Here is a 23,797-nt window from a genome sequence, read left to right as displayed (position 1 = left end):
TTAACTATTAAAACTTAATATAAAATAATGGCTTATTGTCTCTTTGAGCACGTTGGGGCATTCGGGCCTATTTTACTAAGGAGGGCAATTGAACAAATTAATCTATGCAATGATGATGCAATGCGTTGCACTGGTATTGTCTGTAAATGTTATGGCATCTGAACAGCATAAAATTAGCTATGGCAACGTAAAATCGGTATTAATTACCACCGCCGATTCGGATATTTTGCAAAACACCATTATTGGCGGGGCGCTAGGAATGGCAATTGGCGATAATACCTTGGCGACGATAGATGGTGCCGCTGCAGGTTTTGCTATCACGTCGATAATTGAAGGCGATCGGCGGGTATTTTTATACAGCATCGATGTCGATGGTGAAATTAAGAAAATTGCTATGGAAGAGGGGGGGATTGGCGAAGGCCGCTGTGTCGCTATCGAAACCGATGATAACCATACTAATGTAAGAGCGGTATCTTCTACTTTTTGTCTACAATCCGGTCATAAGGCGCTTTCCTCTGAAGAAGTAGTCGAGTTGCAACAATCACAGGCCGAGCAATGCAAAGCAGCTAGACAAGCAGCACTGAAAGCCACAACCGATGCTGACATTGATGATGCTATGGTTAAAGTTCGTGCCCTTTGTGAATAAACGGCTCGTTTTATAGTTCGATGAACCACGCTAAAAATACAGAGAATATTATGAATTACTTATTTAAATGGATTAGCTTGTTGTTGTTATCTCTAACTCTAATAGCCTGCTCTGGTACGGTCAGTTCAGTGGATACTAAAGGAGAGGGGGCTGGACACGTTTACATCATTTCGGAGGCTATTGCCAAACGATTAATGATGGCGGCAATGAAGTCTGAATTTAACCCGAAAGACATTAAAGAATTATCTAAGCCTAACATAGGTTACAGCTCGACAGTGCAATGGGGTGTAGATGAAGACACTATTGAACTCACTGCATTGCCGGCAGAGGGAAAGGATAGCAGCGGTGAAACGGTACGAGGTTATGTGTTTTCAGCAAAACACGCCGGAACGGCACCAGCGGCAGGAAGCCCGACCATCGATAGATTGTTAGCGCATATAGTCAAAGACGCGGAAACATTAGCTAGCACGGCGAAGTTCAGCAAGTTAATAGAATAATTTGAAACAATTTTTAGGCGCAATAAGTACGCCATTAGCCTCGATTTTTGGCAGTGGTTTTTTAGTTATCGTACCCATATTAGCTGGTGCGGTAGCGTTTTACTCTGTTTATGCAATGCTCGCGGTATGTGTGCTAGCTTTCCTAGTTGGCGAAGTGATTCGCTATAACATTCAATATGTCGAACCATGCTTAGCCAATAAAGTGGCTGCTAAATCGACATTGCTGTTGCAACGGGTATCCGATCTCGCCTTAATCTTGGCATACGTAATTTCTGTGTGCTTGTATCTACACATTTTGTCGGCCTTTGTGCTGACTGCCATTGATTATGATACCCCCATAAATGAAGATATCTTAACCACCGTTATCATCATCACTATTACTCTAATTGGTTTGATTAAAGGGTTGAAACCATTAGAAAACATAGAAACCTGGGCCTTATTGATAACCTTGTTGGTTATTATTATATTGTCTGTGGCGCTGGCTAACTACGACTATGCCATTTGGCAGCGACAATCTAGCTTTACCATGCCGGTTTGGGTCGAACAGTCTAGCTGGCAAATATTAACTATTCTAGCCGGAACTCTAATTGTGGTGCAGGGCTTTGAAACCAGTCGCTATTTAGGACGAGAATATGCTGCCAAACTAAGAATTAAAACCTCCCGCTGGTCGCAAATCATATCAACGCTTGTTTATCTAAGCTTTGTGACTCTAGCTTTACCTGTGGTGCACACCTTAGATGGCCAGTATAACGATCATAGTTTAATCGACTTAATTGCCACCGTATCGGTATTATTGGTGACACCTTTAGTGCTGGCGGCTGCATTGAGCCAGTTTTCAGCCGCAGTTGCCGATACACTTGCCGCCTCTGGCAGTATGGTTGAAATGAGCAAGGGCGTGTTAACATACGCACAGGGATATTTACTCGTTGGAGTTGGCGCCATTGTGTTAACGTGGTCGGTTAATACCTTTGAAGTGATTGCACTGGCATCTCGTTCCTTCGCTTTGTACTATTTTATTCAGTGCCTTGTTGCCATTTCTGTGGCGAAAAACCGTTATTGGCAGTTTGTGTTAGCAATATTGTCGGTCATTTTACTGTGGATTACGTTATTTGCTAAACCGGTAGGTTAACGTTTTAGTAGAATGTAATAAAAAAGCCACATAGATAAACTATGTGGCTTTGAACGTTAGCGATTACTAAATCGTCTGAAATGTTAAATGTTTAGACTATTTATTCGCTGTTAGTTTTTGTCTTGCCAGTAAGCTTGCGCTTAGGGCAATTAACATCCACCAAACGGCACCGCCCGAGTCAGAGCTTTCCTCTTTTGCTGCTAATTCCGCTGGGAATTCACAACTGCCATCATCGGTGTTAGCGTCTGCATCAAAATTTGTTGCTGAAGAGTCCATACAACCAAGCTCAATACCATCCGAGACCACGGTCAACATAAAAGTAGTGACGGCTTTGTCAGCAGAGTTAACTGCATCTTGAACCGTTACTGTAACTTCGGTTTCACCATGGAAGTTCATCTCAGGGGTGATGATAAACGTCGACCCAGCAGCATTGCCGTTGATCTCGGTAGTGAAATTATCACCACTAACGATGATCTCATTGGCACTGGTTTGCGCATCAGCATAAATAACTGCAATGTCATCAGAGGTGGAGTTTTCGTCGATTGTCACATCGTTCATCGGTGCAAGAGTGAGATTGCCATTAACTTTAATTTCAGCAGATTTTTTCATGCTTTCAATACCTTCAACGGCACTATTGATGTTTAACATCAAATTTTTACCTGAAGCATTGTCGTCAACCCGAACCTGGAATTGCAACATGATTTCACTGATCTCTGGACCAGAATAGTCGTAACAGATAACTAAGTCGTTAGATAATTTTTCATCGATGTTATCAAACGCGTATTGGCTGCCTTTATATCCTTCTATTGGTCCAAACGGAGTTCGTACACCTGAGAAGCTATGCACACCGACGGTACCTGCAGTTTCACCAGCGAAGTCAAGGTTGTCATAGGCCATGATAATCTCGTATTGATTTTCACCATGGTTATAGCCGCCTAGATTTATAATGGTTTGGAAATCATAGCGATCAACATTGTTAATCACCGTAGTCTCTTGAGTGAACCAGTTAAAATCTATGCTTTGTGAACGAACATTATCCCATTCAACGATCAGCGTTTTATCTTCGGTGTACGCGAAGGTCATACCGGCATTATCGTCTGGTGAATAAAAATTCGGCTCATATGGTGTACCAAAGCTTTGACCAAAAAATACGCCTTTCCATAGTGGTGCTATCATCGCATCAGGGAATGATGCCATTGGGAATGGCATATTGAATGGGAAGAACAATGGCAGCTCATCAAATTGCAGATAGCCTTGCGGGCTCATTGTTATCGTCGGATACGAATGATACTCGCTATTGTTATACATAGAATAAGTAAGTTCTTCGCCCCAAAGTGCCGAAAATTCAAGCGTCAGGTTTTCATTCCAAATACCACCCCAGTCAGGACCAAAGCCAACTTTGGAAAGTAAATCAAAATAACCACCGTCATGATCGGCTAAACCAAAACTTGGCGTTTTACACATCGCATCATCAAGATTGGTGGTAATGATATATTCAATTGGCGTAGTTGATGTATCTCGTTGCACACCAGTAATAGTCAGCGTGTTATTCTCAATAATCAGTTGTTCTACACCACTATGTGCCAATGACGCAGAATTTGGCACAAACGATAAACCTTCTGGCAACTCGCTCGCTAAATCAATGACGCGATCTACCCCAGACGCATTGTGACGAACACTTAACGACACATCAATTATATCGCCGGCTTTCGCGGTGGTCTGGCTAAGGTTAAGTTGTACATCATCCGCTTTACGGTTTAAACGATATGGCACTAAGCCAATGTTGTTGGTGTTGATGTTGTCAGTGCCAAGTTCAAAGGCACCATAGAACACGTCACCTTCAACCATATCTTTGTTCCATTCGATATCTAAATCGAAGGTGTCAACGCCATTATTGCTTTCAGGACCAGAAACGATAACGTCCATTGCTACTTGATCGGTAACGATAGCGGTTGCTACGGTATAACTATCAATTGGACGTGGATATGATTCCCAATATTTTTTCCAATTATGTAAAACAACCCAGTATTTGCCTTGCTCCGGATTATTGATATTACAAAAGTCTTTGTCATATTCACTAAATGATACGCAAATCGCTTCGTCCATTTGCACCATGCCATCATTATTGACATCATAGCCAACAATCACGTCAAGATCGCCGCGAATCCAATCCTCTTCGGCGGTAGATTCATCTAATGACAACACTTCTGTTATCAAACGCTTACTGTTTGCCGGCACATCAAGCCAAAGAGTTTGAGTGGCGTCATCAAGGTTACTATCCGCAAAAGGCGAATTAAAGTCGGTATCTTGTGGCAGAGTTACGCTGTGTAATGTGGCCGCTACTGGCGCATAAGAGCTAACGTTTAAGTTAGTAAACGTGCCTGCAGTTAAGCCCTTAACAGTGTGCACATCATTATTACGATATGCTGAAATGTTGATGTTTTCCGGTAATTCGCCACCATTATATTTTAATGCCAACGGCAAGTAATTATTAGGACTTAGTTGATTTGCTTCTTTAATAAATACTTTTCCGTGCACTTCGACTTCTGAATTGCCTATCGCAGTTTGCGAGTCAATAATGGAAGCTTCAAATAATATTGATACTTTTTCACCAGCTTTTAGATCAAAATTCGCTGGCGTAGCTTTCACTGCTACCGAATATTCCCCTGTTTCAGTTTCCACAGACCAAGAGCCATCATGTGTTGCTTCAAATGTGCGCACCCAGCTACAGACACCTTTACAATTAAAGTTCACCAACTCAGGCATGTTTAACGCTTTAACATCGCCACCGTTGGTTGGGTTAGCAAGCATAAAGTTTTCAGCCGTTTCGTTCATGATTAAGCCAGAACTTATCGCCGCTGCCGCATCTATCCGACCAGAGCCAGCACGATATATTCCCGCAGGTACTACACCATCAGGCCAGCCAGCATCGAACGTCACGCTTTGATTCGCGGTCATCATGATTGCCGATTGAATTTCTGAGGCGGTCCACTCTGGACGGGCTTGCTTAATCAACGCAGCCACACCAGTAACGTGAGGTGCTGCCATTGAGGTGCCACTCATTGAAATATATTTACTCGAAACATTAACCGCTGAGAATGGATGTTCATCGGCATTAGCGGCATAAATATCAACACCTGGTGCCGATATTGATGGAATTAAATGCTCAGGGTTAGTTTTACTCGGACCTCTTGATGAAAAAGCGGCGAGCATATCTTGGTTACTTTCATCAATGTTTTTCGCGACATTACTGGCGGTAATGGTCGCCATGTGGCCGGTGCCAGATTGTAACCATGGAATTAAAGACCATTGGGCATTGTAATCAATATGCACGCCAGGAATCGCATAAACGTCGTCGTTTAAACTATCATCCCAATTGATGTTGTAGAGGACAAAACCACCAGCACCACCTGCGGCGACATTTGAGGCTTTCTCAACTCGAGCAATTACACCACGTTTACAAACTACAATTTGATCAGAGGTAAAGGTGTCTATTGGGAAAGGTTGTAAACACAACTCATCACCATAATCTGCTGCTAAAACAATATTGCCGGTAAATGCTTCAGAAATACCTGCGGCTTGCCAAGAAGGGGTAATGCTGGTGTCGCCACCAGAGAGATTTTCTAATTGCTTACCAGTAACGTCGATTGTTCGACCGGTGGTAGTTGCACCAACGGTTAACAGCCAAGGTGATGCATGATCAGAAGAGGCCATTATTTCATTGTAACCGTCGGAGCCACTGTTGCCTGCAGATGCAGCAACCACTATACCGGCTTCTCGTGCTGACAAAAACGCCAGTTCAAACGGGTCATTCCACGGTAAAGCTTCGCTACCACCGATAGAGAAATTAATCACGTCAACGCCATCTTCAATCGCATCTTCAATACCAGCAACCAAGGCTTCACCAGGACAACCTGCGTAGGCGTCGCCGGCACCACCCGGGTAACAAACTTGATAAGAAATTATGTTGGCATGCGGAGCAACACCTGAAATGGTCCCCATATCAAGGCCGGTCAACACGCCATCACCATCGCCAATTTGTGGAAACATGTGCGGCACATTTAAAAGTACATTACCCGCTGTGGTACTTGCGGTATGCGAACCATGACCATTGTAATCTTCACCATTTTTCGGGCGGATTTGCATCGCAGGCATCCAGTCCTGCCAAAACTCATCTTGAAATTCTGGTGCAGAATAGGCATCGGTGATCACATCATAACTGCGTACGCCAATAAGTTTGTCATTACACATGTAAGCAAATTCTTGTTTGGCACAATCGCCAATGTAATTATCTGCACCTAACGGATTGGTATGCGCATAACCGTCACCACCAACGGCAGCAAAAGACGGGTGATCGGTGTTAATACCGGTATCTAAAATACCAACAACAATGCCTTCACCTCTAAATTGAGTATTGTTTTCGGTAACGTTACCGTTCCAAATTTTGTCGGCACCGATTAGCTGCGGTCCAACATCAGTGTTTAGCTGGTATAAACGAGAGCGCTTAATATTTAGCACTTGTGGGTTTTGAGCGATTACTTTTGCCTGCTGCTGAGTGATATTTACGCTAAAACCATTCAACGCTGTGGTGAATTGCTTGCGAACATCCAGCTTTAAACCCTGAACGGCTAGGCTATTAATCAAGTCGTTTTGTTTAGACTTTAGAAACCCTTTATAGGCATTGATGTCAGTTTTATTGACGTTTTTATTGAACAGTTTTGCATTGGCTTGTCTTAGTTCGCCATTAACCGCTGTCGCCTTCAATCCGTCAATGCCGCCCTTGTAGGTGGTTACCGGCTGCTCTATCATTTGAATAATGTAGGTATGAACACCTGAAATATCAGGTTCTTCGATAAATTTCTCTACCGAAGATTTTGGGTTTAAGTGCATGTTTACGCTGCCGGCACGTTTTAATACATTATTATTGGCAAGGGCAGTCTTACGCACTGTCTGGTTGAGTTGTTTTAATTGTGTATTGTTTAGATCAAGCTTCTTCAGTGTTGAAGTCCCTTGATTAATGATGGCGCTATTATCGGTCATTGTTGCACCTACGCTAGCGGCATAAAGTGCGGTGACCACCGATAATGCGATCGATTTAACTTTCATCGTTATCTCCGAATCTATTATTAATATTATTTCGCTCTTGGGTATGCTCCCAAGTAGTCGTATTGATACTAAAGTAAAAGGATTAATAACTAGGCATGAATAACTGTGCAAAATTGTATATGGCAGCGCGCGCAATTTTGTAAATGTGACAAATTGTACACAGGCTGTGTTTTGACCTAAAAGATCGATAAACTACGCTTTTTTTTACGGATGAGTTACGTTTCGTTAACCTTATGAGCAAATGATTTTGAGACTTGTAGTTTGTTTCCTATTTGCAGTGTTTAGCATCACCGTTAATGCGAATGACAATGATTGTAGTGGTGATTGTATTGCGACCAATAGTTGGTCTGCAGGGATTGCGCTTGGGTTAGGTGAGCTTTCAAATCCTTTACATCAAGGGCGCGACCGAAATGTATCTGTGTTGCCGGCAGTGTACTTTTATGGAGAACGATTCTACCTTGAAAATACCACGCTCGGTTACACGCTTTTTGAAAATGATCACTGGTCGATTGACATAAAAGGTGAACTTAATAAAGACGGTATTTACTTTCGAGACAGCAAATCGGATCAATTTTTTGCCACGGGCACTGTAGTAAACCCTTTCCCTCTACCGATACCTATTGACTCAGATGACTTTATTCCTGAACAAGACGTAGAACGAGACTTATCTTATATGGGCGGCGTAGGAATAAGTTATTTTTTTGCTGACGAATGGCTTATCAATCTTGATTTACTTAGTGATGTAAGTGGTGTCCATCATGGCCAACAAGTTGACCTAAGTGTTTTTTATACTAAAGAATTTGGTAAGTTAAGTTTTAACCTATCTGTCGGCGCATTATATCAATCATCTAAACTCAACAATTACTATTACGGATTTGATAACAATGAGTTTGCTGAATATGATGTTCAGTATAAAGCTGGTGGTGGGGTTAATCCCTATGCTTCGGTAGGCCTAGCATTTCCTGTTAGCAAATATTTTTCTCTAGTCGCAAATTATAAATATGAACAGCTTAGTAGTGAAATTAGTCATAGCTCTCTAGTCAACGATGATAGCGGCCATTTCTATTTCTTTGGCATTTCAGGTCATATTGGTAATCATTAATGACTCGTGCCTTAGCTATTAGCTTAATTATCGTATTGGTAAGCTGCGTTGAAAAAGCGCAGGCTTCTACTAAGGCACTACAAATAAAGCCTGAAAATTGTCTTAATCAAAGCGAACATTGTGATATAGAAGTTGAATTTTCCTGGAGCCTGAATGAACCTCGGTCTTTCTGTATTTTCCAATTAGGCTTAAACCTACCTGAATTTTGTATAGTAAACAGTCGTTCGGGTTCGAGAATAATACAGCTCGATGTTTCCGAGACCGTTGAATTTGTCTTGGTCGACAGTACTACCGATGTCCACGTCGATACCAGTTTGTTTAGAGTATTTACCAGCACTGTGCAAAAACGTAAAAGAAAACGCCATGCGTGGAGTATTTTATGAAACTTGGCGCAGAAACAATTGAGCTAAATGGGGCGGAAAAGATCAAGCTGCTGATTATCGAAGATGATATTAAACTGGCGCAACATATGAAAGGTTTTTTCATTGCCCATAACTTCAAAGTCGACGTGTATCATCATCCTGATGAGTTTTTTAAAAATGCTTACCCAATTAACGCCGACATCATCGTTTGCGATATTAATTTGCCTGGGGGCAGTGGATTCAAGCTGTGCCATGAAATTCGAAAAACTTACTTTGGTCCCTTTATCTTTTTAACAGCAAGATCTGAAGAGAATGACCAAATTAAGGGCTTAGAACTTGGGGCTGACTATTACGAATTAAAGCCGATACGTCCAAAGTTGTTATTAACTAAGATTAATGCATTGTTGCGCAGTCGACACAGGCATTACCGTGACATGGCAGAAAACAAACGTATCACGCTCGATGGTTTGGCTATCGATTATGACCGTAGGTCGATAAAAATTTGTGAGCAGAGCTTAGACTTCACCACTGAAGAGTTTGATTTGTTATGGTTAATGATAAACAAACAGGATCAGGTGTTAACCCGAGAGTTTTTATTCGAAAAAGCGGTTGGCCGTCCCTATGATGGTGTCGATAGAATTATTGATGGCCGGGTAAGCCGGATTCGCAAGAAGTTTAATCCTGTAGAAGGTAATCCGTACGAAATAAAAACGGTATGGAGAAAGGGCTATCTATTCGCTAAAAAGGATGCGGTGAATTAGTGAAGACGCAATTTATAAAACTGTTTTTATTGATTTTTTCTACGCTTTTAATTTTGGCTGTGGTTAGCGAAAAGTTGTTTAGTGAAAGTGATGACGAATATTACTCAGACATCAATGCTGTACATATGTTTAATAGTTTAGAAATCATTGATACACAAAGCGCAATAGTCAAAAATGTACGGGTGATCTCTGTGGCGCAATTGTCCTGGCCGGCTGAATTGCTAGTAGCCCTTGAAAATGGTGAAATTGTGCCGCTGCATGAAAAAAATAATAATATTTACTTTTATAAATTAAACCCTAACGAGCCGACTTCTGTTATTCAACTGGGGCCTTTCAATATAGAACAGCCAGAGTCTTCATTTTCCGCTCTGCCGGTCATTTTTTATAGCAGTTTTGCGTTATTATTATTTGCTTGGATTTGGCCTATGTTCAGAGACTTAGAGCGATTGAACAAAGCAACGGAAAGCTTTTCAAAATATAGAAAACTAATCAAGGTTGATATTAAAACGTCTTCTCGTGTTCATCCCGTTGCTCAGAGTTTGAGTGAAATGTCAGCAAAAGTCTTGCACTATATGTCATTACAGCAATTTTTGGCTAGTACCGTTTCTCACGATATTAGAACACCAGTTTCCCGAATCAATTTTTGCGTAGACATGTTAGACACAAACAACCTAGAGCAATCGAAACAGTCAATATTTGAAGACCTTGATGAAATCGAATTGCTTACTCATAACTTTATTGAGTTTTCCAAACTTGAAGGACAAATAGCCAATCTTGATATTAAACAGCAAAATCTTGTAATCGTGATCAAAAGGTTGGTTGAAAAATTATTGGCGAATTCAAAAATAGCCATAGAATTGCATGCACCTGAAACTATTTTGGTAAAATTTGATCAAGAATTCCTTCGCCGAGCATTACAAAATATTATTGTTAATGCGTTGAAATATGCAAAATCTACCGTCAGAGTTTCTTTAAAGTGTTATCAATCATCGGTGCAAATTATCATAGAAGATGATGGTGTTGGCATTAAAGAAGAAGAACGAGAACGCGTTATCTATGCCTATCAACGTGGTACCGATGAAACGGATATAAGCAAAGGATATGGCTTAGGGCTAGCCTTAACCAGTGTGATTAGCCAATGGCATAATGGCGAGTTACGTATTAGTCGCTCAGAAACTTTAACAGGCACAAAAGTCGTTTTTCTCTTACCTCGGTAAGCCCCCAAGTTTTTAACTAAATCCAGCTTAGTATTTTTTTGTTGTCTAGGTACTGTCTAGGTACTGTCTGGGCGCCTGCGATGAGCGGCGGGGCGTCGATAATAATGCAGGCGTTAACGTTAGAAAAATAAACTCAGCAGTTTTCTTCGGCGATGCCATGTCAGCTATTGTAGGTTTATTAATGACATCATTGATGTTTTGCTAACGTAACTTGCCCTGCATTTTCTTCGCTAGCGAAGCGTTCTGGATGTTGAGTCATATCCTACCAATCAGTGTTCTCATCTATCTGCTGTTAAGTAATCGGTCTAATAAAGCTCATATCATAAAAGCGATGCGAGATAGCTTATCGCTGTCACTTCAAGCATTCAATGCAATGCTAAAGCAGCACGAATTCTACCTAGGCTGCTATGATTTGAAGGACGTTGTTATTATTAGGAGGTAAATATGAAAAAGTTTTTGATCGCAATAATGCTCTTCTCATTTCTTAGTGCATGTGATGACGCGAAAAAAGCCGCTGACCAAGTACAAGAAGCGGTGCAGTCATTTGATATGGAAAGTCTCAATTTAGACCAATTTGGCGGGGCGGCGGAGCAAGCTAAAGCGTTAGCATTATCGGTACAGGATGCAATCAATGTAGACTTGAGTAACCCTGATGCAGTCAATAAGGTAAAAGACAGTATTGCCAATGCGTATAGTTGCATGGCGGACAAGTCGTCTGATGAACAAGCGACGGATTTGGTCAATACACTGATCGAAAAAGTGAAAAATGAAGATGTCATGAGCCTGATCAAACAAGCGGTTGAACAAGGTGCAAGTGTAACTCAATGCATGACCAATTAACGGTCTAATTTAACTTAGTTTAACTTACCTTAATTTAGATGAATTAGCCGGTATGTAACGTCTTCGAAACCGCATCATTGATGTAACATGCGATGTAAAGCCTGTGATAAACGCCATCTCACAACGATGGCGTTTTTTTAATCCCAAACAAACTGTTCAGCGTAACTTTTAGTCAGCAATGTGTTGAGTTAGCAAAACGACAAACCGCCGCGCATTATGTGCCCATATTCATCCCTCAACCCCAAAAATATGTCTATACTTTTATATACTTAGCTATGGACCACTATGAAACACGTAAGAACCAAAAGTATTTTAGTTGTTTTGTCTTTATGTTTTGTAACACCGATTGTTGTTGCTAATCAGGATAAACCTAAAGTAACTGCCGGGTTTGGTGTATTTGGGGCGGTTGATAAAGGTCAGATTTCGACAATCAAATTAGGTTACGAATTTATGCCCTGGGAGGAGTTTTGGGGTATACGGCCGCTCACGCAAATTATGGTTAATGACTACGGCGCTTATTATGCCTCCATTGGACTGAGCAAAGAATTTAAAATTGATGCTCGATGGCCTAAATGGCGTTGGGGCATGATGACTTCGATTGGCTATTATCATGAAGACTCAAATGACAATACCGATGAACTTGGCCATGAGGTTGAGTTTTATACTGCCATTATGGCGTCCTATAAGCTAAACACGCAGTCGAGTATTCGTATTGAACTAGGTCATATTTCAAACGGCGGGCTAGGCGATCAAAACCCAGGCTCTGAAGCGGTATTGGTTACATACCTAGCGTCTTTTTAACGCAGGGTTTGCTTATGGCGTATGAAACAAGATGCATGCGGCATATGCGTGTCGGGTTATTTCTATAAAGCTGCTTACATTAGTTTTTTAAGCAAAGTTATGTTGGTGTCATCATTTATGTCGGTCGCCAGCTATATTTTTTATTTGTGAATTCACACCAATTGAGAGAGGCAATATGCAACACTCATGTCGATATGTTGAAATGAAAGGCCGATTACTCTGTGCTTGTTTACTTAGCTGCACATTTAGCGTAAATGCATTGGCAAACGTTGAGGAGCAACAAGAAAAACTAACTCAACTACCGCAGAACCCTCAACAACCTCAACAGCAAGAATCCGCGCAACAAACTCAGCCAGAGCAAAACAAGGTTGCAGAGATATCTGAACAACCATTATCAGAAGAAACAACTGCAGACCCTAGTGCACAAGATCAATCACTTCAACAACCTGCAGAACTTTCAGATGCCATGGTAGAGCGTTTAATGAAGGATATGATTTGGGTCGAAGGCGGCGAGTTTACCATGGGCTCAGACCATGTCGACGCTAACAGTCGCGAAAAACCGCCACATCAAGTGACAGTCGACGGATTTTATATGGGCCGCACCGAAGTCACTCAAGAGTTATTCTTAGCGGTGATGGGTTGGAATTTCAGTTATTTTCCCTGCGAATTGTGCCCAGTGAACAATATCAGTTGGATTAATATGCAGCAGTTTATCAACCGCCTTAATGAGGCGACCGGTAAAGTATTTCGTTTGCCCAGTGAGGCTGAATGGGCGTTCGCGGCTAAAGGTGGCAATCAATCACAGGGGTTCTTGTTTAGTGGCTCTGATACCATTGATGACGTCGCATGGTATGCCGGTAACGCGAATCGTAAACTGCAACCTGTCGGATTAAAGCGCAGTAATGAACTGGGTTTACATGATATGACCGGAAATGTGTGGGAATTTTGCCAAGACGACATGAGTCGTACGGTATACTCAGACAAACCGCGCGACAACCCGATGTATATTGTTACCACCGATATCAAGCAAGTGTCACTAAAAGTGCTACGTGGCGGCGGTTACGAGTTTTCCGATAAAGAGTCTTATGTATATCGTCGTGACGGTGCGACCAGCAATGTGCGCATGCCCGATATTGGTTTTCGTTTAGCGCTCGATAAACAATAATGTTGCTCAATGGTTATCGCATAAATAGTGATACAAAACCTTGAGCAATGGTATGGCAATCCATCAAACTTTCACTTAGTACATTAATGTTTCCGCAAATTAGTGTGAAATTGTAAAGTTAGCCTAGGTTTATATTGCTCTTTTATGCGCACCCATATATAATTTGCACAGCTTTGACGTGAAATGATTTTTTACTTACAACTCTAGGGTACTAAATCGCTAATTTTCACGGCCTGTATTAGATAAATTGCACCTCATGGTCTTAGTCTTTTACTGTTCACAAAGGGTTGTTTTTGAGGGCCCCGTGTGAATTGGGGCTTTTTCGTATCTGTAGATCGCTTGTTAGCAGATTACGGAACGACACCAATACTACTGATTGTTGTCCGAGCCTCCCGGTGATAGATGACGATGCCAGGTAGCTACACTATTGGGCCAAGAGGCCCTTTTTTCGTTTTTGGAGAATATTCTTGAGTAAGTTTGAGCAAAAATTAACTGAGTTGCTGCGTCCGTCTGTTGAAATGACTGGCAAAGAATTATTGGGTATTGAATACATCAGTGCCGGAAATAACTCGGTTTTACGCTTATTTATTGATCATGAGAATGGCATAGACGTTGACGATTGTGCCGAAGTGTCACGACAAGTCAGCGCAGTATTGGATGTGGAAGACCCAATCAGTACTGAATATAACTTAGAAGTATCATCACCTGGGGTAGACAGACCGTTGTTTGAAAAGCCTCATTATGAAGGTGTTGTTGGTGAAACAATAGAGGTAAAACTGTCGATGCCTATTAATGGCCGTCGCAAGTTCAAAGGTGAACTTGAAGCAATCGAAGGTGACACTTTGATTGTCATCGTTGATGGCCAGGACTATGAGTTACCGATTGGCAATATCGATAAGGCGAACTTAATCGCCAAGTTTTAAACTGATTTTTCATTTCGCTGTGCTGTAATGTAGCGAAATGAGTGGAAATTGAAATAAGAAGTGAGGCTTTAAAAGCATGAGCAAGGAAATACTACTGGTCGTTGATGCGGTTTCTAATGAAAAAGCATTACCACGCGAAGATATATTCAAGGCGATGGAAACTGCACTTGAGACAGCCACAAAAAAGAAATATGAAGGCGATATCGCAGTACGAGTGGAAATTGACCGTGAAACCGGTGAGTTTGATACATTCCGTCGTTGGGAAGTTGTTGAAGATGGCAGCGAACCAATGGAAAACCCTTACGCACAAATCGGCTTAGCGGCTGCACAATATGATGAACCTGAACTTGGTTTAGGTGATTTTGTTGAAGAGCAAATTGAGTCGGTTAAGTTTGACCGTATTACTACACAAACGGCGAAGCAAGTTATCGTACAAAAAGTACGTGAAGCAGAACGCGCTAAAGTCGTTGGTGAGTACCGTGATCAACTAGGTGAAATCATCACCGGTGTGGTTAAAAAAGCAAGCCGAGATTCAGTTATCCTAGATTTAGGTAATAATGCTGAAGCGGTTATTTTCCGCGATGAAATGCTACCGCGCGAAGTATTCCGCCCTGGTGACCGAATTCGTGGTTTGTTGTTTGATATTCGCCCAGAAGCTCGTGGCGCACAATTATTTGTGTCTCGTGCTAAACCTGAAATGTTAATCGAATTGTTCCGCGTTGAAGTGCCAGAAATTGGTGAAGAAATGTTGGAAATAAAAGGCGCTGCTCGTGATCCTGGTAGCCGCGCTAAGATTGCCGTTAAGTCTAACGACAAACGTATTGACCCAGTTGGTGCGTGTGTTGGTATGCGTGGTTCACGTGTACAAGCGGTATCTGGTGAGCTTGGTGGTGAGCGTGTTGATATCGTTTTATTTGACGACAACCCAGCTCAATTCGTTATCAATGCGATGGCGCCGGCAGAAGTTGCCTCAATTATCGTAGATGAAGATACCAACACCATGGATATCGCCGTAGAAGAAAGCAATTTAGCTATGGCGATTGGTAAAAGTGGTCAAAACATTCGATTGGCAAGCCAACTTACCGGTTGGGAACTGAATGTCATGACTATTGAAGACATGAAGTCAAAACATGAAGCAGAAAACGACAAGGTTATTAACTTGTTTACTGAAAAACTGGATATCGATGACGACTTCGCCACCATGTTGGTTGAAGAGGGCTTTTCTTCACTTGAAGAAATTGCTTATGTTCCAGTTAATGAATTGCTAGACGTCGATGGCCTTAATGAAGACATCGTTGAAGAGTTACGTGAACGCGCTAAAGGAGCATTAACAACTGCTGCTCTGGCTAGCGAAGAATCACTAGAAGATGCAGAGCCAGCAGAAGATTTATTAAATCTTGAAGGTATGGACAAACACCTTGCATTCGTACTTGCAAGCCGCAGCGTAATCACGCTGGAAGATTTGGCTGAGCAAGGTGTTGATGAAATTTCAGATATTGAAGAGCTAACTGAAGAAAAAGCAGCAGAACTTATTATGGCGGCCCGTAATATTTGTTGGTTTAACGAAGAATAAGCTTAGCAAGGAGAAAATATTTAATGACCGATGTAACCGTAAAACAACTTGCTATCGAAATAGGTACAGATACCGATCGTTTGCTTAAACAGCTAGACGATGCTGGTATCAAAAAGAACGCTGAAGAAAGCGTTTCTGAGCAAGAGAAAGAAAGCTTGCTTGAACACCTTAAAAAGCAGCACGGTGATACGTCAGATTCGCAACCTACGCGTATGACGTTAAACCGTAAGAAGAAATCAACTTTATCTGTTGGTTCTGGTTCTAAAGCCAAACAGGTACAGGTAGAAGTGCGTAAAAAGCGTACCTACGTGAAAGCCAGTGATGTTGAGCTTAAAGCCCAAGCCGAAGCAGAAGAGCAGGCACGCATAGAAGCCGAAGCTCAAGCGAAAGCTGAAGCTGAAGCGCAAGCCAAAGCCGATGCCGAAGCACGCGCCAAAGCAGAAGCCGCAGCGAAAGCTAAAGCAGAAGCAGATGCGAAAGCTCGTGCAGAAGCGCAAGCCAAAGCTAAAGCAGCAGCACAAGAAAAAGCGCAAGAAGTAGAGAAAGCTGAGCCGAAAGAAGAAAACGAAGAAGAGAAAAAGATTCGTTTAGCGCAAGAAGCTGAAGCTGCCGCAAAAGCTGAAGAAGAAGCTCGTCAATCGGCTGCCGCTGCGGCCAAACTTGCTGAAGAAAACGAAGCACGTTGGAAAGAGCAAGAAGCTGAGCGTAAGAAGAAAGAGCAAGAAGTTGTTCACGTAACATCTTCTGTTTATGCTCAAGAAGCTGAAGACCAAGCTGATATGCGCGACGAAACTAAAAACCGTCGTAAGAAAAAGAAAAAGCCAGGTAAAGACGATCGTGGTGCCAGAGGTCGTGGTGCTCGCGGTCGTAAGAAAGGTACACTTAGTGCACCTACGTCTTTACAGCACGGCTTCCAAAAGCCAGCTAAAGACATTACCCGTGCCGTACGTTTAGGTGAAACCATTTCTGTTGCTGAACTAGCCGATAAAATGGCGGTTAAAGGTGCTGAAGTCGTTAAAGTGATGTTCAAAATGGGTGCTATGGCAACCATTAACCAAGTTATTGACCAAGAAACTGCGGCACTTGTTGTTGAAGAAATGGGTCATAACGTTGTTCTAGTAAATGAAAATGCACTAGAAGATGCGGTTCTTGAAGATCGCGGTCATGTTGGTGAGTCAATCACCCGTGCACCGGTTGTTACCATTATGGGTCACGTTGACCACGGTAAAACGTCATTACTTGATTACATTCGTAAAGCGAAAGTTGCTGACGGCGAAGCCGGTGGTATTACCCAGCACATTGGTGCTTATCACGTAGAAACTGGTCACGGTATGATCACCTTCTTAGATACTCCGGGTCACGCCGCGTTTACTGCAATGCGTTCACGTGGTGCGAAAGCGACAGATATCGTTATCATTGTTGTCGCTGCCGATGATGGTGTTATGCCACAAACAGTTGAAGCGATTCAGCATGCTAAAGCATCTGAAGTGCCAATTATTATCGCAATCAACAAAATGGATAAAGAAACCACGGATGTTGAGCGTGTACGTAGTGAACTTTCACAACACGACGTTCTTTCTGAAGAGTGGGGCGGTGACGTTCAATTCTGTCCTGTATCAGCTAAGACTGGTTTAGGTATTGATGAATTGCTTGATGCTGTACTACTGCAAGCTGAAGTTCTAGAACTTGAAGCGGTTGTTGATAAGATGGCGAACGGTGTTGTTGTTGAGTCTAAACTTGATAAAGGCCGTGGTCCTGTAGCAACTGTATTGGTACAAGAAGGTACGTTGAAGCAAGGTGATATCGTACTTTGTGGTTTAGAGTACGGTCGTGTTCGAGCCATGCGTGATGAAAATGGTAAAGCCATTACAACGGCGGGTCCGTCAATTCCAGTAGAGATTTTAGGTCTTTCTGGTGTACCTCAGTCAGGTGATGAAGCGACAGTTGTTAAAGATGAGAAGAAAGCTCGTGAAGTTGCGTTGTTCCGTCAAGGTAAATTCCGTGATGTGAAACTTGCTCGTCAACAAAAAGCGAAGCTTGAAAACATGTTTGCTAACATGGAAGAAGGTGACGTTTCAGAAGTTAACGTGGTACTTAAGTCTGATGTACAAGGTTCATTGGAAGCCATTTCAGACTCACTAACCAAACTATCTACTGACGAAGTTAAAGTTAAAATCGTTGGTTCAGGTGTTGGTGGTATTACCGAGACTGATGCTTCACTTGCTGCCGCATCTAACGCAATTGTTGTTGGTTTCAACGTACGTGCTGATGCGTCTGCGCGTAAGGTTATTGAAGCTGAAAACCTAGACCTACGTTACTACAGCGTTATTTACGCACTGATCGACGAAGTGAAGTCAGCGATGAGCGGTATGCTTGCCCCTGAATTCAAACAAGAGATCATTGGTCTTGCTGAAGTTCGTGATGTATTTAAGTCACCGAAAATTGGTGCTATCGCTGGTTGTATGGTTACCGAAGGTATCATTAAACGTAGCGCGCCAATCCGTGTACTTCGTGAAAACGTTGTAATCTACGAAGGTGAGCTTGAGTCATTACGTCGCTTTAAAGACGATGTACAAGAAGTTCGTAACGGTACTGAGTGTGGTATCGGTGTTAAGAACTACAACGATGTACGCGTTGGTGACCAAATTGAGGTATTCGAGACAGTTGAAGTGGCACGTACACTGTAACTCTTGAATAACAGCCTAGTGAATAAAATAGGGGCTTAGCCCCTATTTTTGCCTGTTAACCGCCAAATATACGCGCGTTAATGGCATATTTATATATTGGAGCAATGAATGGCCAGAGAATTTTCCCGTACTGATCGGGTGGCACAACAAATCCAAAAAGAAATTGCGGTAATCTTACAACGTGAAGTAAAAGATCCGCGTTTGGGCATGGTAACCGTATCAGCAGTAGAGGTTAGCCGCGACTTGGCGTACGCCAAAGTATTCGTTACCTTTTTCCACGATGATGACAGCAAAATTAAAGACGCGTTAGCCATTTTAAACGATGCTGCCGGTTATATTCGTTCGTTATTAGCGAAAGTGTTACGTGCTCGCATTATGCCGCAACTTAGATTTGAATATGACAAATCTTTGGTGGAAGGTGTTCGCATGACCAACCTAGTGAATAAAGTCATTGCTGAAGACGAAAGAAAGTCAGGCAAAACGAACGACGAGCAGGAAGACTAATTCATGGCAAGACGCAGAAAAGGCCGTCAAGTCGATGGCGTTTTATTGTTGGATAAACCCTATGAAATGTCATCTAACCATGCATTACAGGCGGCAAAACGCATTTATTTTGCCAATAAAGCAGGGCATACCGGTGCATTAGATCCACTAGCAACCGGTATGTTGCCTATTTGTTTTGGTGAAGCGACAAAGTTTTCGCAGTTTTTACTCGATACGGATAAGACCTATATCGTTACCGCTAAGTTGGGTATTCGTACCACAACCAGTGATGCGGACGGTGAGGTCGTGAGCGAAAAGCCGGTGAACATCAGCGATGCTGAGTTATTGCCAGCGCTGGAATCATTTCGTGGTAAATCAAAACAAGTACCGTCGATGTATTCAGCGCTAAAACACAAAGGTCAGCCTTTGTACAAGTATGCGCGAGAAGGTATCACCATTGAGCGAGAAGCGCGTGATATCGACGTTTACCGTTTAGATTTATTGCGTTTTGAAGGCGATGAAGTGGACATGGAAATTCACGTGTCTAAAGGTACGTACATTCGTACCATCGTTGATGACCTAGGTGAGTTACTCGGTTGTGGCGCGCATGTAAGCATGTTACGTCGTACGACTGTTGGTAGCTACCCGGTGGAAAACATGGTCACCTTGGAGCAATTAGAGCAGTTATTGGAGCAGGCTCGAGAGCAAGACATAGCACCGTCTGAGTTACTCGATCCATTATTGTTACCAATGGATACTGCTGTGGTTGGCTTAAGCGAAGTTAATGTTGACGACGAAGCGGCACATTACCTTAAACATGGTAATCCGGTGATGATGCCAGGTGTCAGCGAAGATGGTTTGCTTAAAATCACCGTCGGTGATAACAAACAGTTTATCGGTGTTGGCCATATCAATAGCGACGGCATGTTAGCGCCGAAACGCTTGGTTGTACAACACGAACAATAAGCATTTGTAGCAATACGTAAAATTGCTTGCATAGCAGGCGGATTTTGCTATTATACGCGCTCTTTTCCGCTATGCTGAATTAGTGTTTGGCTTAGCGGGTTTGATTAAACACTATTAACACTAAGGTATATATTATGTCTTTATCAGCTGAACAAAAAGCAGCAATCGTTGCAGAATACGCGACTAAAGAAGGTGACACTGGTTCTCCAGAGGTTCAAGTAGCTCTTTTGACTACTCAAATCAATCACCTACAAGGTCACTTCAAGAAGCACCTTCACGATCACCACTCACGTCGTGGTCTACTACGTATGGTTAGCCAACGTCGTAAACTTCTTGATTATGTTAAGCGTAAGAACGTTACTCGCTATCAAGATCTAATCCAACGTTTAGGTATCCGTCGCTAAGACACTACCCAAAACGCAAAAAAGGCCAGTTTATACTGGCCTTTTTTAATTCTAAAATGCAATAAATTATCACACCTATTCGCTACGCTAACGGCCATAATGAGGCGTGACGTACGCTGAACTATTTAACCGTTAACGAGCCGTCAATTACCGCCTTAAGCTCGTCAATTAAAATTCGTTTCAGCCATTTATGCGCAGCACTGTTGTGAGTGATGATGTGATCATTTAAATACATTGGCACAGCATAACTCTTGTCATGTATTAACATCACTTGTTTAAAGTCCTGTTGCAAAACCGCCTGTTCCATCAAATGATGTGCACCAATAAGTAAGTAATCATTTTTCTTCATAACCGCTGCTAACATGCCCAACTGACCGCTTTGAAAAGCAACCTGACGATGTAAGTTATGATCGTCAATATATCGTAAGGCCGGATTAGAGATAAGCGACTCTGATTGCACTTCAACATTAAAATCAACGAATTTGTAATGCAAACAATCATCGATGCTAGGGTTACTTGTCGCAAAAATAGGGTGGTCTTTGCGAGCAAAAATTGCCGGGTAGGAATAGCCTAATAATGTTGATTGAAAAGGCTCTTCGTTAATTGGTGCAACAAAAATCGCAAAGTCTAAGCTGCCGGTCGACAGATGTTTTTGTTGTGTTAATGAGGATGGTTGTTGGGAAATGATCACATCCGGTGCCAGTGCGCTGACGGTGTCAATAACTGGCAGCAACAAGGAATGACTCATCAAGCCTGGAATGGCAATGGTAAAGCTTTGCTCGCATGTTTTCGGATCAAAATCGCTGTTATCAATCAAACCATAGACATCATTAAGCAGCACCGTTAAAGGTTGCTTTAGCTCGGCAGCTCTACTGGTTGGCCGCAAACCGCTGGACTCGCGGGCAAACAGTGGGTCATCAAATATCTCTCTTAGTTTTTGCAATGCTCGGCTCACCGCCGGTTGCGATACGAACAGCTTTTCCGCTGCTCGGCTGACATTATTTTCCTGTAATAACACCAGTAAGGTGACTAACAAGTTCAGGTCAATTCGGGCCAGTCTTTGAGCTATTGAACGCATGTCTTTTGTCTCGCTGGTAGCTGCTATACTCCTTAAGTATATCACTTATAAATAGGTATCATTGGATAGTATATGTTGGCATCGGTAATATAGCGCCAAATGCTACGTCGTCCATCATTTAAGGAACATCAATGAATCAAACGAGACAGTCCATATCACAATTAACATCTCAGGTTGAAAGTTCGGTCATTGGCCAAAAACACATGGTTGAAACGCTGATCATAGCTTTGCTTACTAACGGCAATGTGCTGTTAGAAGGGTTACCTGGGACGGCGAAAACGCGTTCGATTAAAGCACTCGCCGAGGCGTTAACTGTTGACTTGGGGCGTGTGCAGTTTACCCCAGATTTGTTGCCATCTGATGTTACTGGTACCGAGGTGTATCAAGAAATTGATGGCAAGCCCTGTTTAACGTTTCAACAAGGCCCTGTATTTAACAATTTGTTGTTGGCCGATGAAATTAACCGCTCCCCGGCCAAGGTCCAGGCAGCGTTGTTAGAAGCGATGGAAGAGCGACAAATTACCGTTGCTGGTAAAACCTATAAATTACCTGAGTTATTTATGGTTTTGGCAACTCAAAACCCCGTTGAACAAGAAGGTACGTACCCTTTGCCTGAAGCGCAAATGGACCGCTTTTTAATGAAAATTAACCTTGATTACCCTGATGCAGAGTCAGAAGCTCAAATCATTAAGTTAGTTCGTGGTGAAGAAATGGCGAGTAATGGTGAGCAAATCAAAGTCGACCCGCAAGTGATTTTTGCGGCTCGCGATGAAGTTCGTCAAGTCCATTGCTCTGATGCCGTACTTGATTACATGGTGTCGATCATTATCGCCACGCGTCAGCCACAACAGTATGTTGATTCTCCTCTAGCCAACTGGTTGGCGGTAGGTTCAAGCCCGCGAGCCAGTATCGCGTTGGATAAGAGTGCGCGAGCGATGGCTTGGCTGAACGGTAAAGATTTTGTTGATCCTGATGATGTGCGTCAGATTGTCCATGCGGTATTAAGGCATCGTCTGGTGTTGTCCTACGATGCGCTGGCAGATGGAATCACCGCTGACATGGTTATAGATGAAATCCTTAAACAGGTTGCTGTAGTTTAAAGGGGAGTGAGGCTCGCATGAACTCAATGAATCATGATCAAGACATATACACCAGTATTGATGCGTTGCGTCGCTTACAGTTTAAAGCGCGAGGATTCAGCTTAGTGGCGCAGCAACCCATCAATAGCATATTGTCGGGTAAAAATGCCTCCAAACTTCGTGGCCGAGGGCTTAATTTCGAAGAAATGCGTCAATATCAGGTTGGTGACGATATTCGCACTATGGATTGGAAAGTCACTATGCGCACCAAGAAACCCCACGTTAAAGTATACAGCGAAGAACGTGAACGCAATGTCATACTGTTGGTCGACCAACGACAGAGCATGTTCTTTGGCAGTAAAGGTAAAACCAAGTCCGTGATCGCAGCGGAAATAGCGGCATTAATGGCATGGCAAGTGGTGGCGAGCACAGATCGAATCGGCGCTGTGGTATTTAACGATAATCAAGTGACTCATATAGCGCCCAAACGCAGTCAAAACCAGGTCATTACCGTCATCGGTGACATTTGTCGCTATAACCACAAATTGACCTCAGGTGCTAGTCAACCAGAGCACCATGTATCATTAGAAAGCATGTTTGCGCAAGTGATGCGTATTATCGGCCATGATGCTTTATTGATAATGATCAGTGATGGTTATGGCTGGAGTGACAAGTGTGGAGAGTACGTTAAACGCATCAGCCAGCATAACGATATCATGCTGTGTCATGTGACCGACCCATTAGAGCGTCAACTTATTGCCATGTCACAAATGGTGGTCAGTGATGGCGACATGCAGATCGAACTCACAACCAAAAAAGAAGCATTGCAACAGCGATTCAGTCACGATGTTGAAAACGCCATTGCTAAGTTTTTATCGGTTGCGCACAAATATCGCATGCCAATGATCGCCTTTGATACCTTGCTGCCTACGGATAAACAGGTTCGTAAAGCGTTTGGTGTGGTTAGAGCGTAAGGTA

20 protein-coding genes are annotated in these 23,797 nt (G+C 42.6%); 18 read left to right on the top strand and 2 right to left on the bottom strand.

The window, feature by feature from the left end:
- Nucleotides 1-88 precede the first annotated feature (88 nt).
- From E2K93_RS00455 to E2K93_RS00445, 3 genes are all read left to right on the top strand, one after another.
- A complete protein-coding gene (locus E2K93_RS00455) occupies nt 89-646 on the top strand; it encodes a hypothetical protein (RefSeq protein ID WP_135437197.1) in 558 nt (185 codons plus the stop codon).
- Between the two features lie 128 nt (nt 647-774).
- Nucleotides 775-1,143: a hypothetical protein gene (locus tag E2K93_RS00450; protein WP_135437196.1), complete on the top strand. Its 369-nt coding sequence runs from the start codon at nt 775-777 to the stop codon at nt 1,141-1,143.
- 1 nt (nt 1,144) lies between these two features.
- A complete protein-coding gene (locus E2K93_RS00445) occupies nt 1,145-2,272 on the top strand; it encodes a hypothetical protein (RefSeq protein ID WP_135437195.1) in 1,128 nt (375 codons plus the stop codon).
- A gap of 96 nt (nt 2,273-2,368) precedes the next feature.
- Here E2K93_RS00445 and E2K93_RS00440 read toward each other — a convergent pair whose 3' ends face one another.
- The gene (locus E2K93_RS00440; RefSeq protein WP_135437194.1) at nt 2,369-7,378 is read right to left on the bottom strand and encodes a S8 family serine peptidase; all 5,010 of its coding nucleotides are present in this window, start codon (nt 7,376-7,378) and stop codon (nt 2,369-2,371) included.
- Nucleotides 7,379-7,625: 247 nt separating this feature from the next.
- On the opposite strand from E2K93_RS00440, the gene E2K93_RS00435 reads away from it, so the two are divergent.
- The 13 genes from E2K93_RS00435 to rpsO all read left to right on the top strand — a co-directional run bounded on the left by E2K93_RS00435 (nt 7,626) and on the right by rpsO (nt 20,662).
- A complete protein-coding gene (locus tag E2K93_RS00435) occupies nt 7,626-8,480 on the top strand; it encodes a MipA/OmpV family protein (RefSeq protein WP_189637819.1) in 855 nt (284 codons plus the stop codon).
- Nucleotides 8,480-8,863, top strand: coding sequence for a DUF3019 domain-containing protein (locus E2K93_RS00430; protein ID WP_135437192.1), 384 nt, complete (start codon nt 8,480-8,482; stop codon nt 8,861-8,863). The genes E2K93_RS00435 and E2K93_RS00430 overlap by 1 nt, the downstream gene beginning before the upstream one ends.
- Nucleotides 8,860-9,603 carry a response regulator transcription factor gene (locus E2K93_RS00425; RefSeq protein WP_135437191.1) on the top strand — a complete coding sequence of 248 codons (744 nt, stop codon included), beginning with the start codon at nt 8,860-8,862 and terminating at the stop codon, nt 9,601-9,603. Before E2K93_RS00430 ends, E2K93_RS00425 begins: the two co-directional genes overlap by 4 nt.
- The gene (locus tag E2K93_RS00420; RefSeq protein WP_135437190.1) at nt 9,603-10,820 is read left to right on the top strand and encodes a sensor histidine kinase; all 1,218 of its coding nucleotides are present in this window, start codon (nt 9,603-9,605) and stop codon (nt 10,818-10,820) included. The genes E2K93_RS00425 and E2K93_RS00420 overlap by 1 nt, the downstream gene beginning before the upstream one ends.
- Nucleotides 10,821-11,264: 444 nt before the next feature.
- Nucleotides 11,265-11,660 carry a hypothetical protein gene (locus E2K93_RS00415; RefSeq protein WP_135437189.1) on the top strand — a complete coding sequence of 132 codons (396 nt, stop codon included), beginning with the start codon at nt 11,265-11,267 and terminating at the stop codon, nt 11,658-11,660.
- A gap of 285 nt (nt 11,661-11,945) precedes the next feature.
- Nucleotides 11,946-12,461: an acyloxyacyl hydrolase gene (locus E2K93_RS00410; protein ID WP_135437188.1), complete on the top strand. Its 516-nt coding sequence runs from the start codon at nt 11,946-11,948 to the stop codon at nt 12,459-12,461.
- Nucleotides 12,462-12,636: 175 nt separating this feature from the next.
- A complete protein-coding gene (locus tag E2K93_RS00405; RefSeq protein ID WP_228445405.1) occupies nt 12,637-13,626 on the top strand; it encodes a formylglycine-generating enzyme family protein in 990 nt (329 codons plus the stop codon).
- 467 nt (nt 13,627-14,093) lie between these two features.
- On the top strand, nt 14,094-14,549 hold the full coding sequence (rimP, locus tag E2K93_RS00400; protein ID WP_135437187.1) for a ribosome maturation factor RimP: 456 nt from the start codon (nt 14,094-14,096) through the stop codon (nt 14,547-14,549).
- 76 nt (nt 14,550-14,625) lie between these two features.
- Entirely contained in the window at nt 14,626-16,122 is a 1,497-nt protein-coding gene (nusA, locus tag E2K93_RS00395) for a transcription termination factor NusA (RefSeq protein ID WP_135437186.1), read from the top strand.
- Between the two features lie 23 nt (nt 16,123-16,145).
- Nucleotides 16,146-18,809, top strand: coding sequence for a translation initiation factor IF-2 (infB, locus tag E2K93_RS00390; protein ID WP_135437185.1), 2,664 nt, complete (start codon nt 16,146-16,148; stop codon nt 18,807-18,809).
- Nucleotides 18,810-18,917: 108 nt separating this feature from the next.
- Nucleotides 18,918-19,313, top strand: a complete 396-nt coding sequence (gene rbfA / locus E2K93_RS00385) for a 30S ribosome-binding factor RbfA (protein ID WP_135437184.1) — start codon at nt 18,918-18,920, stop codon at nt 19,311-19,313.
- 3 nt (nt 19,314-19,316) lie between these two features.
- Nucleotides 19,317-20,258, top strand: coding sequence for a tRNA pseudouridine(55) synthase TruB (gene truB, locus E2K93_RS00380; RefSeq protein WP_135437183.1), 942 nt, complete (start codon nt 19,317-19,319; stop codon nt 20,256-20,258).
- A 134-nt stretch (nt 20,259-20,392) separates the two neighbouring features.
- The gene (rpsO, locus tag E2K93_RS00375; RefSeq protein ID WP_135437182.1) at nt 20,393-20,662 is read left to right on the top strand and encodes a 30S ribosomal protein S15; all 270 of its coding nucleotides are present in this window, start codon (nt 20,393-20,395) and stop codon (nt 20,660-20,662) included.
- 121 nt (nt 20,663-20,783) lie between these two features.
- Here the strand turns inward: rpsO and E2K93_RS00370 are convergent, their stop codons facing one another.
- Complete coding sequence (locus E2K93_RS00370; RefSeq protein WP_135437181.1) at nt 20,784-21,740, bottom strand: LysR family transcriptional regulator; 957 nt, start codon at nt 21,738-21,740, stop codon at nt 20,784-20,786.
- 131 nt (nt 21,741-21,871) lie between these two features.
- On the opposite strand from E2K93_RS00370, the gene E2K93_RS00365 reads away from it, so the two are divergent.
- The gene (locus E2K93_RS00365) at nt 21,872-22,840 is read left to right on the top strand and encodes an AAA family ATPase (RefSeq protein ID WP_135437180.1); all 969 of its coding nucleotides are present in this window, start codon (nt 21,872-21,874) and stop codon (nt 22,838-22,840) included.
- A 17-nt stretch (nt 22,841-22,857) separates the two neighbouring features.
- Entirely contained in the window at nt 22,858-23,793 is a 936-nt protein-coding gene (locus E2K93_RS00360; RefSeq protein ID WP_135437179.1) for a DUF58 domain-containing protein, read from the top strand.
- Nucleotides 23,794-23,797: the final 4 nt, after the last annotated feature.

This window comes from Thalassotalea sp. HSM 43 (assembly GCF_004752005.1).
Taxonomy (GTDB): Bacteria; Pseudomonadota; Gammaproteobacteria; order Enterobacterales; family Alteromonadaceae; genus Thalassotalea_A.
The sequence above is the reverse complement of the archived record's forward strand: the minus strand, read 5'-3'. Positions and strand labels throughout refer to the sequence as shown.